20 protein-coding genes are annotated in these 18661 nt (G+C 42.0%); 4 read left to right on the forward strand and 16 right to left on the reverse strand.

From position 1 onward, the window contains the following. Positions 1–95 precede the first annotated feature (95 nt). The 10 genes from ACGTNI_RS18015 to ACGTNI_RS18060 form a co-directional block, all read right to left on the reverse strand. Complete coding sequence (locus ACGTNI_RS18015; protein WP_085508605.1) at positions 96–1091, reverse strand: zinc-binding dehydrogenase; 996 nt, start codon at positions 1089–1091, stop codon at positions 96–98. Further along, a complete protein-coding gene (locus ACGTNI_RS18020) occupies positions 1091–2044 on the reverse strand; it encodes an ArsA family ATPase (protein ID WP_394464009.1) in 954 nt (317 codons plus the stop codon). Before ACGTNI_RS18020 ends, ACGTNI_RS18015 begins: the two co-directional genes overlap by 1 nt. A gap of 24 nt (positions 2045–2068) precedes the next feature. Next, entirely contained in the window at positions 2069–2341 is a 273-nt protein-coding gene (locus ACGTNI_RS18025; RefSeq protein ID WP_394464010.1) for a cory-CC-star protein, read from the reverse strand. 13 nt (positions 2342–2354) lie between these two features. Next, complete coding sequence (locus ACGTNI_RS18030; protein ID WP_394464011.1) at positions 2355–2648, reverse strand: hypothetical protein; 294 nt, start codon at positions 2646–2648, stop codon at positions 2355–2357. 143 nt (positions 2649–2791) lie between these two features. After that, a complete protein-coding gene (locus ACGTNI_RS18035) occupies positions 2792–4531 on the reverse strand; it encodes a carbon starvation CstA family protein (RefSeq protein WP_394464012.1) in 1740 nt (579 codons plus the stop codon). A gap of 182 nt (positions 4532–4713) precedes the next feature. Continuing rightward, positions 4714–5433: a LysM peptidoglycan-binding and 3D domain-containing protein gene (locus ACGTNI_RS18040; protein WP_394464013.1), complete on the reverse strand. Its 720-nt coding sequence runs from the start codon at positions 5431–5433 to the stop codon at positions 4714–4716. 316 nt (positions 5434–5749) lie between these two features. Then, on the reverse strand, positions 5750–7366 hold the full coding sequence (locus ACGTNI_RS18045) for an ABC-F family ATP-binding cassette domain-containing protein (protein WP_394464014.1): 1617 nt from the start codon (positions 7364–7366) through the stop codon (positions 5750–5752). A gap of 140 nt (positions 7367–7506) precedes the next feature. Next, complete coding sequence (locus tag ACGTNI_RS18050) at positions 7507–7710, reverse strand: cold-shock protein (RefSeq protein ID WP_062446128.1); 204 nt, start codon at positions 7708–7710, stop codon at positions 7507–7509. A 95-nt stretch (positions 7711–7805) separates the two neighbouring features. Continuing rightward, positions 7806–8006 carry a cold-shock protein gene (locus ACGTNI_RS18055; RefSeq protein WP_394464015.1) on the reverse strand — a complete coding sequence of 67 codons (201 nt, stop codon included), beginning with the start codon at positions 8004–8006 and terminating at the stop codon, positions 7806–7808. A gap of 250 nt (positions 8007–8256) precedes the next feature. Continuing rightward, the gene (locus tag ACGTNI_RS18060) at positions 8257–8778 is read right to left on the reverse strand and encodes a superoxide dismutase family protein (RefSeq protein WP_394464016.1); all 522 of its coding nucleotides are present in this window, start codon (positions 8776–8778) and stop codon (positions 8257–8259) included. Positions 8779–8930: 152 nt separating this feature from the next. Here ACGTNI_RS18060 and ACGTNI_RS18065 point away from each other — a divergent pair, with 152 nt between their 5' ends. Next, positions 8931–9686, forward strand: coding sequence for a SurA N-terminal domain-containing protein (locus tag ACGTNI_RS18065; protein ID WP_394464017.1), 756 nt, complete (start codon positions 8931–8933; stop codon positions 9684–9686). A gap of 35 nt (positions 9687–9721) precedes the next feature. On the opposite strand, the gene ACGTNI_RS18070 is transcribed toward ACGTNI_RS18065, so the two are convergent. From ACGTNI_RS18070 to ACGTNI_RS18080, 3 genes are all read right to left on the reverse strand, one after another. Continuing rightward, positions 9722–13360 (reverse strand): dynamin family protein, encoded by a 3639-nt coding sequence (locus tag ACGTNI_RS18070; protein WP_394464018.1) that lies wholly within the window; start codon positions 13358–13360, stop codon positions 9722–9724. Positions 13361–13473: 113 nt separating this feature from the next. After that, positions 13474–14361 (reverse strand): gamma-glutamylcyclotransferase family protein, encoded by an 888-nt coding sequence (locus tag ACGTNI_RS18075; protein ID WP_394464019.1) that lies wholly within the window; start codon positions 14359–14361, stop codon positions 13474–13476. After that, the gene (locus ACGTNI_RS18080) at positions 14354–15346 is read right to left on the reverse strand and encodes a P1 family peptidase (RefSeq protein WP_394464020.1); all 993 of its coding nucleotides are present in this window, start codon (positions 15344–15346) and stop codon (positions 14354–14356) included. The genes ACGTNI_RS18075 and ACGTNI_RS18080 overlap by 8 nt, the downstream gene beginning before the upstream one ends. Before the next feature lie 94 nt (positions 15347–15440). Here ACGTNI_RS18080 and ACGTNI_RS18085 point away from each other — a divergent pair, with 94 nt between their 5' ends. Continuing rightward, positions 15441–15680 carry a transcriptional regulator SplA domain-containing protein gene (locus ACGTNI_RS18085; RefSeq protein WP_085508615.1) on the forward strand — a complete coding sequence of 80 codons (240 nt, stop codon included), beginning with the start codon at positions 15441–15443 and terminating at the stop codon, positions 15678–15680. 72 nt (positions 15681–15752) lie between these two features. Continuing rightward, positions 15753–16028 (forward strand): acylphosphatase, encoded by a 276-nt coding sequence (locus ACGTNI_RS18090; protein WP_085508616.1) that lies wholly within the window; start codon positions 15753–15755, stop codon positions 16026–16028. A 76-nt stretch (positions 16029–16104) separates the two neighbouring features. On the opposite strand, the gene ACGTNI_RS18095 is transcribed toward ACGTNI_RS18090, so the two are convergent. The 3 genes from ACGTNI_RS18095 to ACGTNI_RS18105 form a co-directional block, all read right to left on the reverse strand. Further along, positions 16105–16848, reverse strand: a complete 744-nt coding sequence (locus ACGTNI_RS18095) for an SDR family oxidoreductase (protein ID WP_085508617.1) — start codon at positions 16846–16848, stop codon at positions 16105–16107. Between the two features lie 192 nt (positions 16849–17040). Continuing rightward, positions 17041–17277, reverse strand: a complete 237-nt coding sequence (locus ACGTNI_RS18100; protein ID WP_085508618.1) for a ferredoxin family protein — start codon at positions 17275–17277, stop codon at positions 17041–17043. A gap of 128 nt (positions 17278–17405) precedes the next feature. Next, positions 17406–17984, reverse strand: coding sequence for a histidine phosphatase family protein (locus ACGTNI_RS18105; protein WP_085508619.1), 579 nt, complete (start codon positions 17982–17984; stop codon positions 17406–17408). Positions 17985–18173: 189 nt separating this feature from the next. Here ACGTNI_RS18105 and ACGTNI_RS18110 point away from each other — a divergent pair, with 189 nt between their 5' ends. Continuing rightward, on the forward strand, positions 18174–18545 hold the full coding sequence (locus tag ACGTNI_RS18110; RefSeq protein WP_394464021.1) for a cbb3-type cytochrome c oxidase subunit I: 372 nt from the start codon (positions 18174–18176) through the stop codon (positions 18543–18545). The last annotated feature ends 116 nt before the right edge of the window (positions 18546–18661 follow it).

The raw sequence follows: 18661 nt of genomic DNA on the forward strand, positions 1-18661 counted from the left end.
CTCATATTATTGTCATTTTCGAGTTACTCTCTTATATTGTTACAAAAATCGACACAAATAACCCCCATAGCTATGTAATAGCCATGGGGGATTTATTATTTTTCGATGATGAAGCCGATTTTTCCGAAATTTTTAGTATCACGCAGATATTCAAAAGCTTCCTGGTATTCCGCCAGCTGGAACGTTCTGTCGACCTCTGGTTTAATATTGTGCTTGGCAATAAAAGAAAGCATGGCCTGGAATTCTTCTCCACTGCCCATCGTCGAACCAAGTAGATTATATTGCCCATAAAAGAACTTACGAATGTCGATTTCCACTTCATCTTCTGTGGTGGCACCAAAGGTTACAATCGTACCACCTTTACGAACAGCCCCGAGTGACTTATCAAACGTAGCCCGCCCGATGCTTTCCACTACAAGATCCACTTGTTCATCCTTTAACTCTTCATTCCAGTCTGACTGCGTAGGAATAGCGCGGTCCGCTCCTAAATTTTTAGCAGCTTCCAGCTTTTCCTCGCTTCTTGAGGTGACGATGACACGCGCTCCAAGCGCTTTAGCGAATTTCAATGCAAATGTCAGGACTCCACTTCCTATACCAGGAAGTAGGACAGTATCTCCCTCCTTCACTTTCCCGCGCGTGAAAATGACACGATAGGCCGTCAAGGCAGCAAGAGGAAGGACCCCGGCTTCTTCCCAGGAAAGATGGGCAGGCTTCGGCTCGACATGGTCACTCGGGACTACCACATACTCTCCGAAGGTTCCATGATCAGGAAAGCCCATAATCTCAAACCCTTCCGGTGGCGCATCGCTATTTTCTTTCCACCCGAGGCCAGGGTTGATGACCACCTCATCACCAACTTGAACATCGGTTACTCCCTGTCCCACTTCCGCAATAACACCAGCTCCGTCAGAACCCAGCACCACTGCCGGCTGATCCGCTTTATGTCTTGAGGTAACAGCTATGTCCCTGCGATTCATTCCCGCTGTTTTCAATTTCACTTTAACTTTGCCCTGGCTTATTTCCACTTCCTCTATGTCCTGATAGGAAAGCCCTTCTAGTCCTTCTTTTCCCTTATGAATAATTGCTTTCATTATTTCGATTCCTCCTTGATACTTTGCTGGATATGATCAGCGAATACTTTCAACTTTTCCATATCCGATACATCCTCTTCGAATAAAGGGACTTTGATTAATTCCTGTTTAGTAAAAGTATCTTCAATTTGTTTTAAGTAGTTGAGTTCCTGTTTTCTTCGTTTGGCTAGAAATTCTCCGTCAGCGTGGTCCGGCAATACCTTATTAACAACAAGTGTACGGACGTGAAGATGGTATTTATCCAGCTGCCTGATAGCCTGCTCTGTTTCAAGGATTGGCAGCCTTTCAGGATTCAAAACAAAAACAAACCCTGTCTTGCTTCCATCCAGGATAATTTCCCGGACGCTGGCAAACTTATTCTTCCTTTTCTGCAATATTTCATAAATCGGGTCTTCCACCGGTTCGCCGTCATTCAGCAACTGCGTATAATTATCATTGATCTTTTTCCTTCGTTCCAGCATCCCATCAATCCAGACACTCATCAATTCCGGAAGTGTCAGGAGACGAATCGTGTGTCCTGTCGGTGCTGTATCAAAGACTATTTTATCAAACTGATTTGCTTCTTCGAGAATAATCGAAATCAGCCGGTCGAATAATGCAGCTTCATCCGCTCCAGGTGAAGCACTGGCCATATCTATCTGCCTATGGACCTCTTCCACCATCCGGGATTTAACCAGCCCCTGCAGATTATCTTTTACTCCTTCAATATACCGTTTCGATTCTCTTTCCGGATCCACTTCAATGCCCCAGAGATATTCAGTCAGTTTTGTTTTTTCGTGTTTGATTTTTTTATGAAAAATATCCCCGAGGTTGTGGGCAGGATCCGTTGACACAATCAATGTCCGGTGACCGGAATCAGCCAATGCCAGCGCAAAAGCAGCGGAGGTCGTCGATTTACCGACGCCTCCCTTTCCCCCTATGAATACTATTTTTTTATTGACTAGATTACTCATCCAGAACGATCCTTTCCTAAAGAATTAACAACAGCGGATGCCATCAAGGGGAGACTTCTCCATCCCCATCCGCAAATGCCAATCGTGGAATTTTTCGATGATATACGGGTAAAGTTCGAGTGTATAATAGAAAGCAGGATTCGGTATGCCGAGCATGTCGGAATAGACAAGCAAAAGGAATAGGTCATCCTCATCCCTGAGCTCTCTGGCAACCTCGTTTTTGTGAGGAAGACTGAGGATCTCATCATACAACTCGAAGAGACGCTTTAACGAAAACTTCTTGTCACTGTCACTCATACATGCCGCCTCCCTAGCTAAATAGCCTTTCTTTAATCAGTGTATCATAATTGTTTGAATCTCTAAGGTATTGACCATCGATAAAGATCGCATTGAATTTGATATGGAGGAAAAAGTGGGACAATCCTTCCAGCCAGGATATATTCCCTTTGTTGGCCTGAGTAATGAAATAACCGGCAATGGATAACAGGTTTCGCGGGTCAAGAAAAATGATATTCACTTTGTCGCCATAATCGATCAATATTTGCCGGTATATACGCCCCATATCTATTCTGTCCTGTTCATGATGCTTGAAATCGTCACTCATCGTGATGAGCCCGTCACCACTGATTCCACCGCATCACCCTCCGCCTATTTGTTTTTCCGCTCTTATGATCATGATATCAACCATTTGAACCCCTCCTTTAACGGTAAAAGCCGCACATGACCGCGCGGCTTTTACCTCATTTATTAGGAACTTTTTTCTATATTATTATTTTTTTCTTTTACAATAGCTGAAAATGCAGTAAGAACGATCCAGAAAGTAAAAACCAGTATGATGGCACCAAAGCTGAATAGAAGCCAATCGCTGCCTTCGGTCCAAGGTGCCCATTGAGTAAACACTTGTTCAATCATTGCCCATAATGTCATAAACATCAGGAAGGCCATTGGTATAATTGCCGGCCAGAAATTTCTTCCGGACCGCTTTAACCAAATTGAAATCAGCAGTAAACTAATTCCGGCTAATAACTGATTGGAAGTCCCGAATAATGGCCATAACAGGTACCCTCCAGAACCGAAGCCCTTAGGACCCTGTGGAATTAATGTAAGAGCTGCACTTGATACTACCGCAATCGTAGTTGCGACATGTGTTTTCGTAATTGGCTTGACATTGTACTCTGTACCAAGTTCTGCAATGATATAGCGCATTAAACGGACTGATGAATCAAGTGTGGTTGCAGCAAAACTTACCACAATAACTGAAACGATTGTTGCAGCAACTGTTGCAGGGATTCCAAGACCTGTTGCGAGCTGGGCAGCACCCTCGATAAATACCCCGAGACCCGCTGCACTAGACGCCGCAAATCCGCTGTAAGTAGCGGTGAAATCACCAGCGGTCGGGAAGAAGGTGATAACTGCAATGATGGAGATTAACGCAAGTGCACCTTCACCAATAGCCCCCAGATATCCTACAAACCTGGCATCTGTTTCTTTATTCAGCTGCTTGGATGATGTGCCTGATGAAACCAATCCGTGGAAGCCGGAGATAGCCCCACAGGCAATCGTGATGAATAATAACGGAAACCAGGAAACATCATTCGCTTGCCCATTTGTTACTGGAGCCGTTACTTCCGGGTTAGTAAACAGTAAACCAAGATAAAGGATTCCCAACCCTACAATTAACTGGTGCGAGTTAATATAATCTCTAGGCTGGAGAAGCTTCCAAACAGGCAAAATAGAAGCTATATAGACATATACCATGAGAACGACGATCCACACCAAGAACGCCATCGATGTAGATGTCATTCCAAATAGGCCAGTAGCATCTTCTCCGCCAAAATATTTGATAAGATCAATTTGTAAAGCCGGTACATAACTGGCTACGATAGCAGCCAGATACATGGTTGCCAGTGCTACAAGTGAAGGAAGCAGCATACTCCCATTTCTTTTATATACACTGTAACCGATCCAGATTGCCAGTGGAATCTGAATGAAGACGGACAAAACACTTGCCGGGAAAGAAATGAACAAGTTTGCAATCACCCAGGCAAAAACCGCGTTTACCATCAAAACTAATAATAAGATGATAAATAAGAACAAAATCTTTGCACGTTGACCGATCAATTTGTTTGCTAATGTTCCAACAGACTGACCTTTGTGTCTTACTGATAATACAAGTGTACCGAAGTCATGGACACCTGCTGCGAAAACGGTGCCAAGCAGGACCCATAATAACGCAGGAAGCCATCCCCAATATACAGCGATAGCGGGCCCCAGAATAGGTGCTGCCCCAGCTACCGACGTAAAATGGTGTCCCCATAAAACAAATTTGTTGGTTGGAACAAAATCTACGCCATCTTTATATTGATGGGCAGGTGTCGTAAAGTTTGGATCCAACCGGTAGATTTTCTCGGCGATGAACTTGGAATAGTATTTATATCCAAGGAAAAAAATGATACCGCCGACAAGCGCTAACCATATACCACTCATATTACCCCTCCTCTGTTGTCGTGTAAGCACTATCTGTATCCGCTTACACTCTACATAATTATACTATGTCAGGTTTCTATCTATCAATAAAGTTGACTGACTTGTCTAATAATTCCTTTTTTTAAAAATATAAAATAAACCATAAAAAAAGACCGCCTCTAAAGAGGCAGCCTTTCAATCTATTAATCTAGGATCGTAACTTCTACGTTTTGCACCCCAAACTCAAGTGCATCAGAACGTTCCGGCATGAAGATATCAATCTTATTACCTTTAATTGCTCCACCTATATCTCCAGCTACTGCACGTCCATATCCTTCTACATAAACTTCAGAACCTAGAGGAATGACGTTCGGATCGACTGCGATGACTTTTTTATCAGGGTTGGCATTCAAGTCGATTCCAGTATAAGTGACACCAGAGCAGCCAGTGCAGTTTGCTGTATAAGCTGTTGCACTTACATTTATAGTTTGACCTTCAGCAGATTGAGAAGTTTGTTCTGCACTGCTGTCTTCTTCAGCTGATTCATTGCTGCTTGTCTGTTCAGGCGCTGCGTCGTTGCTGCTTGTTTCTTCGGTTGCTGTATCGTTCGTGTTTTTCTCCTCAACAGCACCTTTTAAGCTAAGTTGATCTCCAGGGTAGATTGTCGTAGTAGAGATTTGGTTCCAATTCTTAAGCTCGTCTACAGATACGCCATGCTCTTGAGAAATTCCCCAAAGTGTGTCACCGGATTTAACAGTATAATAATCGGCACTTGATACGGCCGGAGTACCTTGTTCATTAGATACACTCAATTTATCGTCAGGATAAATGATATTAGATTTTAGGTTATTTAAATCTTTCAATGTTTCGACCGTCAGATTATACTCTTGGGAGATTCCCCAAAGCGTGTCGCCTTTATTCACCACATATTCTCCGTCGTGTGCCTGTGCTTGTACTGCTAGCCCACCAGAGATTGTGGTTACGGCTGCTAATGATACTACTGTTTTCTTCACAGGAAAACCTCCTTAAAAAATTTGGATTAATTTTGCTTACAAACCCTAATTTAACATATGAGGGATAAATGTTAAGAACAAAACAGTAACATTTATATTTCAGTAATAACATTAATATATCAATAAGATTACAACGGCGAATAAAGCGATTACAAATTCGAATTACGCAAAAAAATAGTGTTATTGCATTATCGCAATAACACTATTTTGAAATTTAATATTCAATTTATTGTAAAGCTTTTAATTTTTGTTCTACTTTTGCATCTTGAATATACTCGTCGTAACTCATTTCCTCATCCACGATGCCGTTTGGTGTCAATTCAATAATGCGGTTTGCAATCGTTTGGATAAATTGATGGTCGTGGGAAGAGAACAATATCGAACCTTTGAATTTGATGAGACCATTATTCAAGGCTGTAATGGACTCCAAGTCCAGGTGGTTCGTCGGTTCATCAAGAATCAGAACATTGGCACCACTCAACATCATTTTAGACAGCATACACCTTACTTTTTCGCCCCCGGACAGGACACTTGCCTTTTTCAGAGCTTCTTCTCCTGAAAACAACATACGTCCAAGGAAACCACGGAGGAAAGTTTCTGTTTCATCTTCTGGTGAATATTGACGAAGCCATTCTACAAGGGATAGGTCACAGCCTTCAAAATATTTCGAGTTGTCCTTTGGAAAGTAGCTTTGGCTTGTTGTTATTCCCCATTTATAAGAGCCCTCGTCAGGTTCCATTTCCCCGGCTAATATTTGGAACAGCGTCGTTTTCGCAATTTCGTTACTGCCGACAAATGCTACTTTATCATTTCTATTAAGTGTGAAACTAACGTTATTCAACACTTTTTCACCATCGATCGTTTTAGAGAGTCCATCTACCACCAAAAGATCATTACCGATTTCCCTCTCAGCGTTGAAAGCGATGTAAGGATATCTTCTGGAAGAAGGTTGAATATCGTCCAAGGTGATTTTTTCCAACAGCTTCTTTCTGGATGTCGCCTGTTTTGATTTGGAGGCATTCGCACTGAACCTTGCAATGAATTCCTTCAATTCGTTGATTTTCTCTTCTTTCTTTTTATTCTGTTCTGCAGCCATCTTTTGAGCCAGTTGACTGGATTCATACCAGAAATCATAATTTCCTACATATATCTGAATTTTACTAAAGTCCAAATCAGCAATATGAGTACAGACATTATTGAGGAAGTGTCGGTCATGGGAAACGACAATAACCGTATTTTCAAAATTGATCAAGAAATCCTCAAGCCACTGGATTGCTTTGATATCCAGATGGTTTGTCGGCTCATCCAACAGGAGAACATCTGGGTTTCCGAATAATGCCTGCGCGAGCAGCACTTTCACTTTTTCAGAACCACTGAGATCCTTCAGCAATTTACCATGAAGTTCTTCTCCAATGCCCAAACCTTTCAATAAACGGGCTGCATCGGATTCTGCTTCCCAACCATTCATTTCTGCGAACTCACCTTCAAGTTCAGCCGCCTTGATGCCATCCTCCTCTGTAAAATCAGCTTTCATATAGATGGCGTTTTTCTCCTCCATCACTTCATAAAGACGCGTGTGTCCCATAATGACTACCTGCAGCACTTCATAGTCATCATATTCGAAATGGTTCTGTTTCAATACAGCCATCCGCTGACCAGGTTTCATTGACACGTCCCCTGTCTGCGCTTCGATTTCTCCGCTTAATATTTTTAAAAAGGTCGACTTTCCGGCTCCGTTTGCCCCAATCAGTCCATAGCAGTTGCCAGGTGTGAATTTTATATTTACGTCTTCGAATAATTTCTGGTCACCGAACCGAAGACTGACATTTTGTACATTAATCATTCAGGAATCCTCCATATTTCAAAATTTATATCAGAAGAATTATATCATTCTTATGCTTAAGAAGATATAACTGTAAGCAAAACTCCTAAGGAAAGGAGTATGAAAAAGCCACGCTGGTGCACAGCGTGGCTTTTTGCAGCTTATTTATAATAAATACTATTATTATCTACCACTTGCAGCACTTTCGAAGACTTGCTCATTTCACTTTTGCAAATCGGACAGGTAGGAGTTTCTTCTATTTTGAAGTTATCTCTCATCCAGCAGTTGCAATCCTCTGAGTTGCAAACCCAAATCTTTGTTTCTTCTTTAATCACTTCTTCTTGATTTTTCTTTCCGAATGCCATTGTTAACCTACCTCCTTTGAAAAATGGGAACCTATGTAAAAGAGACTGACTTTCCATAAAGCCAGTCCCTTTCTCTTCATATGTTTGTACTGCTATTATAGTTTAACTACATTTGCAGCTTGAGGTCCACGGTTGCCTTCAGTAACTTCAAACTCAACTGCCTGGCCTTCTTCAAGCGTCTTGAAGCCTTCACCCTGGATTGCACTGAAATGTACGAATACGTCGTCTTCACCTTGTACTTCGATGAAACCGAAACCTTTTTCTGCGTTAAACCATTTTACTGTACCATTTTTCATTCTTTTGGTCCTCCAATGTTTCTTAAAAATTAATATGGACTTCATAAAAAATCACATATTATAAAAAGTACCAACAACTCGTTGATCACTCTTTGTAACAGGTGACTTTTGGAGCTTCCATTCATTTACAACTTTCAGCTTTTAAAGAATGAAAGTATGTACCTATATTACTATAGTGAGAAACTTTTGTCAAGTTGAACTCCTTACCACCCCCGCTTCTTCCATTATATGCAATTCACTCCATTTTTATTCACACTTTCTGAATTACTCCGCATGCCAGCCGTTTACCGGCATCTCCTGCTGGCTGGGACTGGTAATCATCCGGACTTTCATGGATAATGACAGCCTTGCCGATGACATCATCAACTTTAAAACGACTGGTGAAAAACATCATTCTGGCAAACCCATCATTAGAAAAAAGCACAGGAAAATCACCTGCATGATTGCCATGGGGCTGGTTATCCGGATTCCAATGACCTCCCGCCGCTTGAAAAGGATCACTATCATCTCCGATTTGACAGCTGCCATTTTCATGGATATGAAAGCCGTGAGGGCCTACTTGCTTTTTCCCATCTTCTCCTGGCTGGTATTCAGGAAGCCCCTGCACCTGTATAAACACCTCAACTCCATACGGGAGTTCATAAAAATAGACATCTCCTGTTATCCCTTCTGCCAAGGGACCTCCCTGAATTCTGGCTCTTGCCTGCTTTGGCTGTTGTCTGAAAGGGGCTGGGTGGTAATATACCTGAGCAGGATATCCATAATAGTACACGTCTCTCACCTCTCCTCTTGTTTCTTAATCAACCTATTCACATCTTGGATATATTATGCATCCTCCCCATACAGCACCTTTGTTTACAACCCGATGCTGCTGTGCTAAACTCCTGTTATATTTTTCATCACGTTCAACAAAGGAGAGATTAGATGAATAGGAAGGTATGGGCGATAGCTCTCGGACTGCTATTGGTCCTTGCTCTTGCTGCCTGCAGTGGAGACGAAGATAACGATGCTCAGAATGACAACCAAGGAGAAAATGAAGAGCAAACAGAAGAAAATAAAGATACAGCTGAAGAAGAGAATCAAGATGTTCCCGACCCGGTTGCAGTAGTCAACGGAGAGGAAATATCTAAGGAGCAATTCACTAACCAGTATAATGCCATGAAACAACAATACGAGGGCATGGGAGTGAATGTGGAAGAAAATAAAGAACAACTGCAGGAAAGCATCGTCAACTCTTTAGTAGATTCAGAGCTGTTAGTTCAATATGCAAAACAGGCCGGCATTAACGTAGATGATCAGGAAGTAGAAAAACAATACGAAGAAATCAAAGGCCAATTAGAGTCAGAAGAACAAATGCAGGAATTCCTGAAAGTGAATAATATGTCTTCTGAAGAAGAACTGAAACCTCGTATAAAAGAACAGTTACAGGTCGAAAAGTATGTAGAAGAACAAACCGATCAAGCGGAAGTCACTGATCAGGAGCTTCAGGAAGAGTATGATAAAATGGTCGGGCAGATGGAAGAACAGGCAGAACAATCAGATCAAGAGCAGGACATTCCTTCATTCGAAGAAGCCAAGCCTCAGTTAGAGGAACAATTAAAACAAACGAAAGAACAAGAGCAAATTAAAGAACTGGTAAAGAAACTGCGTGATGATAGCGAGATAAAAGTCAATATGTAAATAGAAAAGACGCCTGATTCTCCAGGCGTCTTTTTTCATACAAACTGAGCCAGTGCATGGTTTTTAGTTTTAAGGGCTTCGATGTCAATTGGATGTTCGAGGTTATAATTCAAACCATCGTAGTATTCGGTTATTTCTTCTGTTTTTATAGTCTCAAATTTCTCAACGATTTCTTTCCATTGCTTCATATACTTATCTTGAATATTCTGTTCAGCCTGTTGTAGCCGGGCTTTAATGATTGGGTCGGCAGCTTCTTTCAATTCTTCCTTCACCAGCTCTTTTTCGTTCTGCTCGAAAAACTTTTTGGTCCCTTTAAATTTCTGCAAAATAGCTTTTGTCTGTTCCGCATCAAAGGCAATCTCGAAGTCGAATGCTGGATGTTCAAGGTTTTTTGAATCAATATCACCTAATTCAAATTTATCACGTATTTCCTGCAAGTGACGCTCCAAATCCTGATTCATTTGCAGCAAGGAGTCATTGAGGAATGCCTCTATTCTTAGGGATACAGCCCGAAATTCCTGATTGAATTCATAGGTCACTTCCTGCTCCAATGCTTCCGACGCCATTTCCAGCTGGGTTTTAGCTTCTTTTCCGCTCCCTTTTATTGTTGCTGGATTAAAATGATGTTTAAAATAATCATTGAAATTTAGTAAGAGTCGCTGATGAATGTAATATACTTGTTTTTCAATTTTTTGAGTAATCATCGTTTCATACTGACGGTAGTTGAAAGCTTCCAGCGTGTTCAGCATCGAAGATTTTTCTGCTTTATTTCTTTCTACTTTCTTGTGCCGTGCTTTCTGATCAAGGCTCGCATCGGCAATGATTGCTTCCATCCGGCTTTTTGTCCGGGCAAAATCATGGTGGATAGAACGTATCAGTACTTGCGGCAGCTCTTTTTCAATGAAGGTATAGAAACGCTTTTCAAATTCCGGGAAGCCATCCCTTGCTTCAGCAATTATTTCTTCTTCATCCAAATCCTCTCGTAAGGCATAGAGACTGGATACGGGAAAGATTTGTGGATTTCTGATCTGAAAACGCAGCAATTGTTCTTTCATATATTCAAGAACACCAGCAAGTTCCTTTTCTGAACGCGCCAGATCAGCTGCATTTATAAGAAAGAACATTTTATCCATACTGAATGCGTCTTTAACGCGCCCCAGCTGGGTCAGAAAGCTTTCATCCGCTTTTGAGAATGGATGATTATAATAGGTGATAAATAGCACAGCATCTGCACTGCGAATATATTCAAAAGCGACATCTGTATGTCTGGCATTGACGGAATCAGCACCCGGTGTATCTACGAGTGTAATTCCTTTCCGGGTCAATGGACAGTCATAATGAACCTGCATCCATTCCACAAAACAAGACTTCTTCTCATCGGCAACATATGCGGGAAACTCATCTAAACCAATCTTCAATTGTGCTCCCAGGTTATCAGAAGCTTCCTTATACCCATCCAGTACCGCTTCCACAAACGACCGCTGCTTATGCGCCAGTTGCTTAAACTCGTTACTCTTTACTTCTTCAAGCTTATCTAATAGTGCTGGCAGCTCCCGACCTTCAAGACCAAGGAAACTTGTGATGGAAGCCAGATCCTCTATCATTTGAGCCTCTGTTTTCATCTTTACAATAATACTTCCATGCTCATATTTCTCATTTGGCGGAGCGATCTTATTGATTGTAGCGGTCGTTGGATTTGGTGAAACCGGCAATAATTTTTCCTTGATCAAAGCATTAGCGAACGAGGACTTTCCAGCGCTGAAGGCCCCAAATAACGCCACTGTGAACTCTTGCTGCTTCAAGCGACTCCCCTTTTCATCAAGCTGAAGTGTCAACTCTTTAAATCCAGGTGTTCCTTCGACTGTTTCAATCACCTGGTCAATAACTCGTAATGTCGCATTCTTATCTATGTGATCTTGTTCGGGTAATTCGACTTCATCCGGCTGGTGTACAGCCTCCTCCTGATGATTCTTTTGTTCGTCAGGATCCCAGGCATCGAGAAAGCGGATGTTTTCCTCTCTTTCTTTTAATAGTACCTGTATTCGTTGGTGTAGTCCGGATTCAGGTGTCTTTTCGGTAAAGGCGTGCCACAATCCAGCTCGATAGCTTTCAATCTTATGTTCTATATCTTCCAATTCCTTTTGGTACTGTTCCAGTTGTCCGAAGGATTGTTTCACATCATCAAAGGCATGGATTTTCTGGCTGGCATCATCCCGGATTGCCTGCTTGATTTCCTCCCATATTCCCTTAACATAGGATTTATAGGTCCGCTTCACATCATCTGCCACCTTATCCGTGTATACCAGCACGTAGGTATTGGTCACCTTCGCCCCTGAGTCGATCAAATCTTCTAGTGCCTGTTTTGGATAATCGGCATCTAAGTTTTGAATACGTTCGGTAACCTGTGAACCTGTGACAGGATATGCTTCCACTACTTCCAATAAGCGATCACGTAATGGCCAGCGAAGGTTTTTTTCCACTATTTTCATCAGGTGGTTATAGAACGTCTCTTTCCTTTGTTCCCGTTCTTCTTCTGTTTTCTTCTTCGTGAACATCAATCCGACCTTGAAGCCAGGCTGCATAGACTCGAGGTAACGTTCAGCATCTTCTCTTAATGTTGTCGGCATCAAATAAGCATTCTTGAAAAGAGATAATACCCGTTCCTGATAAAGCGCTTCCGCTTCTTCGTCACGATTCTCTAAGCGCTGGATTTCACTTTGAACCTGCTCCCTCTTTTCATCAGGCGTCGTTGATTGCAAATCTTCCATTTTCTCTAATAGCTCTACTTTTTTGTCCTCAAAGTCTGAAGCAACTTCGTCGACACTTTCTTCTAAGATCAGGGATGCGCTCCTAGTTATACTTGCTTCCCGTTCTTCTGCAGATATTTCCGTCACTGTTGTTACATGGCTTTTTAACATGGACAGCTCATTAATCGCCAAATCAGGCGACATCAAAGTTGTATAGAAGATCTTATCAGGGGTCAACTGCCAGTTTTCAAGCGCCTCCCTGACACTGGTTTGAAATTCAGGAAAGGATAATTCACTTTCCTGATGCTTATCAACCTGGTTAACTATAATGGAAAAAGGAAGACCTTTTTTCTGCATTTCCTGTAAAAAGGTCAGATTCACTTCTGATTGGACATGATTATAATCCATTACATAATACATATAATCCATTAAATGAAGAGAAGATTCGGTGATGACCCTATCCGCGTCATTGGTTGAATCCACGCCCGGGGTATCAATCATCGTGACATGGGAAGAAAGATTGGCATCCTTCTGGCTTATTTCTAAAGAAACGATTTCGTCCCCATCCTTACATAGTGACTGGATTGTTTCCATATCAGGTCTTCCTTTATATTGGGCTGGGCGACCATCCCGGTAAAACACACGTGTGTAATTTTCCCCCGACTGCAGTTTGACGACATTAGCACTTGTCGGTATTGGGCTGGAGGGAAGAATTTCTTCTTCCAGCAGGGTATTGATCATGGTCGATTTACCAGCAGAAAAATGTCCGGCAAAACCGATCATTACCTGTTGCCGCTCCAATTTATCGATCAAATCAAGCACTTTTTCCGCTTGCCTGTCATTACCTTGTTTATTCAATTCATGATATAACCCACTTAACGGTTGTGCTTCTTTCGTTAGCTGACTGCTTTTTGTAGTTACATTCATGTACGGGACTCCTTTATATCCGGCAAATAATTTCTCTATTCCTTATTCTTGTTATATATTGTAGCAGGAGCTAAGCTTTATGGGTAGTGTTCCCTACACTTAAGAGTTGTTTCTTATTTCTTTTTTTGACTATCGATATATTCTTTGAACCCTTCTACTTCGAATTTCTCGCCAAATAGCCCTTCAAGGCGCTGCATATAGTCGTTTGATAGTAAAGATGACGCCCCTCTATGAATTTCCTCGGCGTAATGAAAAGGCGGAGTGAGCTCTTGCTTTTTCTCCAGAACATAAAAGGTGAGCACATTCTTTAAAAGCTTATCACCCAACTGCACATCTACAATCGTGGGGCGATAATGACCAGCATTGACCCCTTCCCTTTTGAACAAATAGTCGACTGCATCAAGAGGGACCTGGTATAACACTCCTTCGACATTGTCATCTGCTTCGATAATATCCGCCCTGCCGCCGTCATGAAGATGGAGAGAGAATAAAAGACGGTACCCATTAAGGACGCCACGTCCAAGTTTTTGATGGAAATAATGATCAATCCCTGCCAGTTTGAACCGTTCTGCATCCATGCACGAACCAAAGGCAAAATAAACTACTTCATCCTGTTTCAGCAATTCATGTACTTTCCAGTCTCCGTATTCAATTTCAGCTACTGCCATTTCTTGTCTGTCCGGTGATAGATAATAAACGTAGGACTGGAAATTCCCCTGGTCTGTCTTTATTTCCCTGATTTTCCGATCATATAAATTTTCTTTGCCGTCTCCTTGAAAACCCTCCAGTTCGTCAATGGCCTCCATCATCTGATCTGTTACTTTATATAGCTCACCGTAGACGATTGCCTCCTCATCCACTAATACTGGATAATAACTTGGACCTTCATATAGTTTGCCAGTCGTACTAGCCTGCTCTGAAATCAGCTCAGCCTCTTCCAGATGAAAGGCGTTCGGCTGGTTTTTTCGCAATGTTCCATAGACAAACAGATAGTTATTCATGTTGCGTCTTCCTCCTTAGCCAGTATTCCTGATGACTCATCATTCCATAAGCTGTTTCAGCTGTAGTGACTCCCTGTATCACAGCATGCTCGATGACTTTCGCAGCAAGCATTCCAATCGTATTAACATCTGCTTCAACCTCTCCTGTGGACAGGACAAATATAGTATCTCCGTCAACAAGCGTATGTGACGGCCTCATCGTTCTGGCAAATCCGTCATGTGCAATTGCTGCGATCTTATTTGCCTGTGACTTTGACAGTTTTGCGTTAGTCATAATGACACCGATCGAAGTATTGCCGGAAAATCGGTCAGCCTTTCCAGCCATGATCTGTTCTAATAATATATTTTCGGTAGAAAGTAGTGTTAAACGTTCTTTATCATAAACCCCTGCCATCAGCTTTCCATCGTGGGGCGAAACAATATCACCGAAACTGTTAACTGCCACCATGGCACCTATTTGTACATCAGCAGCTTGAATGGCATAACTCCCCAGGCCGCTTTTCATCGCATGGTCAGGACCCAATATTTTTCCAATCGAGGCACCTGTACCGGCCCCGACGTTCCCTTCCCTTATTCCTTGCGTTTGATAGGCATCCTTGCATGCTTCATAACCCATTTGGAGATCAGGGCGGCTGCTGTTATCTCCAACATGAAGATCGAAGAGAATAGCGCCAGGAACGATTGGGACTTTGCCTGCCCCTGTCTCGAACCCTATATCCTTTTCTTCCAAAAACTCCATCACCCCTGACCCGGCAGCAAGTCCGTACGCACTCCCCCCTGCTAAAAACACAGCATGGACATTTTCCACGAGGTTTTCCGGACGTAAGAGATCCGTTTCACGGGTGCCTGGTGCGCCACCACGGACATCCACTCCGCCCACAGCTCCGTGTTCACACAAAACGACTGAGCACCCAGTTGCTGCTGTCTTATTATCCGCATGGCCTATCCGGAAACCCTTCAGAGAAGAGATATCAATTTCTTTCATTGGCCTATTCCCCTCCTTTTACCCATTACATATTTACAGGGTAACGAAACACACTAGGAAAATAAACTATTTTTGTCATACAGGAGGTATACCTATGGATTATATGCTCGACCCCCATGAAACTAAAGATGGTACTGACGTCTTTGTCATTATGAAGGATATACATAACCCGGGAAATTGGGAAGTCACATCAGGGAAAATTATTCAATCTCCTTCTTTGCCCGACACAAAAACGATATGGTTACAGAATAGTTATTGTAAGTTGGATGACAATCATGTATTATTTAGAACCGAACAAGAGGCGAGAAACTATTATAAAGAATTGTTTCAGTAGGCAGGTTTTTGAAAATTTGCTAAAGTTATGATAGAAAGAATGAGAAATAGAAAAGCAAGGAGGGGGTAAACAGTGGCGTCAGCACACATTATCGTACACGGACGAGTACAAGGGGTCGGATTCAGATTTTCTGCACAACAAGTAGCAGCTGAACATAATATCAATGGCTGGGTCAAAAATAATACCGATGGTACAGTTGAAATAGAAGCAGAAGGAGACAAGCAGAACCTGGATCGTTTTATTGAAGACATTCAAAATGGTCCGAGTCCCTATGCAAAAGTCGACCATATGGATATTACTACAGAAAATAAAGAAAAAGGCTATAAAAATTTTCAAATAAAAGGATAGCCGCTGTTTACATGACAGCAGCTATCCTTTTATTACTCTATCAGAAACCAGACGCAAGGAATAGAAAATGAATGGCTTACTTGTTACCTTGTGATGGCCGGACGACTACTTCGTTGACATTGACATAATCAGGCTGTGATACAGCGTAAGTGACTGCCCGGGCAATATCCTCCGGTTCTAACGGCTCTGTCTTTCTGTTCTTGAAGTTTTCTTTTACTTCTTCGTCCGTAATGTGATCAGTCAATTCAGTGGAAACAGCCCCTGGTGATATATTCGTCACGCGTACTCCCGATTTCGATAACTCTTTTTCCATTCCCATAGAAAGCGCACGTACAGCGAACTTGGTTGCACTGTAAACGGAACTTGCAGGGAACACTTCATGTCCAGCTACCGATGAAACGTTTATTATGTGTCCGCTGCCTTGCTCAAGCATGGTTGGCAGGGAAGCATGGACACCGAATAGTACACCCTTAATGTTGACATCCACCATTTGCTCCCATTCATCCACATGATCATTCTTAAGAAATGATAACAGCATGACACCAGCGTTGTTTACAAATATATCTACGCTGCCGAAGGCCTCTTTAGCTTCCGCCACCAGTTTTTCTACATCTTCCTGTTTAGTAACATCTGTCTCCACAACTTTTATATGAACCGAATGCTTTTGCTGGATTTTCAAGGCGATTGCATCCATCCGTTCTTTTCTTCTCGCAGCAAGCACAATGTTAGCTCCTGCATCCGCTAAATGCATGGCAATCGCCTGGCCGATGCCACTGCTTGCACCAGTTACGATTGCTGTCTTATTTTTCACTTCATTCATCCTTACATCCTCCTTCGGTAATATAGCCTCTGTCTAATCTGATACCCTGTTCCAACCACAGGTATTCATTTCACCGGAATATTTTTAACAAAAAGAAAAGAACGAAACCCAAATGGATTTCGCTCTTTTATGCGCTTCCTTTACCAATGTATCAATTGCGGTTATAAGCAGTCTATCATTACTTATATTTGTTTATTTATCAAAGAACTTTCGATTGATTTCGATATAGTCCTTCTCTTCTTCCGGTACTTCATCTTCCATATAGATGGCTTCTACCGGGCAGACAGCCTCGCAGGCGCCGCAATCGATGCAAATGTTTGGATCGATATAAAACATATCTTCTCCTTCTTCTATGCAATCGACTGGACAAACATCCACGCATTCAGCCGCTTTTTCGTCTTTACATGGCGAAGTAATAACAAAAGCCAAGTGAATCTCCTCCTTTTATGTTAGTAAAGTTTCTATTTGTTATTTACTAGGATGTGATGAATGTCACTCCCTATAATATCTATTAGATACCCTCTTAATTAATTCCTGCTAATTTGACAGAAAAATAATCATTCTGTGTTTTGCGGATGAGCAAGATGGTCTTTCCAAATCCGTTCTACGGTATAATCTCCTCCTTGTTTTTGGACAAGGAAGACATCCGGATTACTAATTTCCTTCCACTGTTCGAAGCCAATTTCTACATCAAACGACTGCAATAACAAAGCCATCAAGTTTCCATGTGTAATGAGAGCGATGCCCTGGTGATTTTCGTCCCGCTCTATTTCCTCCAGCAAGTGAAGGACGCGGGATTTAGCTTCGTTGGAGGACTCTCCCCCCGGCATTTTAAAATCCAAATCTTCAAAAGTTTTTTCTAAGTAATCGAGAAAATCATCTAAAGGTTCCTTACTTAAAATCCGTTCCTGGAGACGGTCGTCTATTTCTATCGTCAACCCTTTTGGGGCTGCGAAAGGTTTGATGGTTTCAACAGCACGAAAAAAAGGACTGGATATTACCCTGTCAATCTCAGGGGCAGACTGATTCAGAAAATGAGCAAGTGCCTGTGATTGCCTGATACCTTTTTTAGTCAGGGGGGAATCATGGTGCTGGCCTTCTGTCGCACTATGGCGGATTAGATATAATTTCTTCACCTACGACCATCTCCTCGTATTAAGGGTTACCTCCATTATGGACGAATATAGCCCCTATGGCAAGATGACTTGCTACGCCTCTTCCTTTTATTGCCCACCTGTTGTAACTATGAAACATCATCTGTGACAGAAAGAATATTTCTAAACAGTTCGATAGGCTCATATAAATAGGAGAAAAGGAGGGATTGAATGGGAATAAAATTGATAAAGATTTCAACCATTTATTTTTTGATAGGGGTAGCGCTTGGTTATGGTATGTCTATTTCTCATATTTATGCGCTTTCTCCTGTTCATGTCCACATCAACTTGCTAGGCTGGACGGCATTGACTTTGGCTGGTATCGTTTATTATTTATTTCCAAACGCAGAGAAATCAAGACTTGGCAAATGGCACTTTTGGCTTCATAATCTTGGACTGCCGATCATGATGGGCTCACTCGCAGTCATGATTGTCACAAAGAATGAAGCATTAGGAGCAGGTACTGCTGTAGGAGCAAGCCTGGTGATGATCAGTGTTATATTATTTACTATTAATGTCTGGAAAAATGTCAAAATCGAGTAGGAGGAGGTGACTAACCTCCGTCCTCTCACACCACCGTACGTACGGACCCGTATACGGCGGTTTCTTTAAGATTGACGTAAGAAAATATATCTTTGATACAAACTGCGAAGCCCTAA

The organism is Thalassobacillus sp. B23F22_16 (genome assembly GCF_043496955.1).
Taxonomy (GTDB): Bacteria; Bacillota; Bacilli; order Bacillales; family Halobacillaceae; genus Thalassobacillus; species Thalassobacillus devorans_A.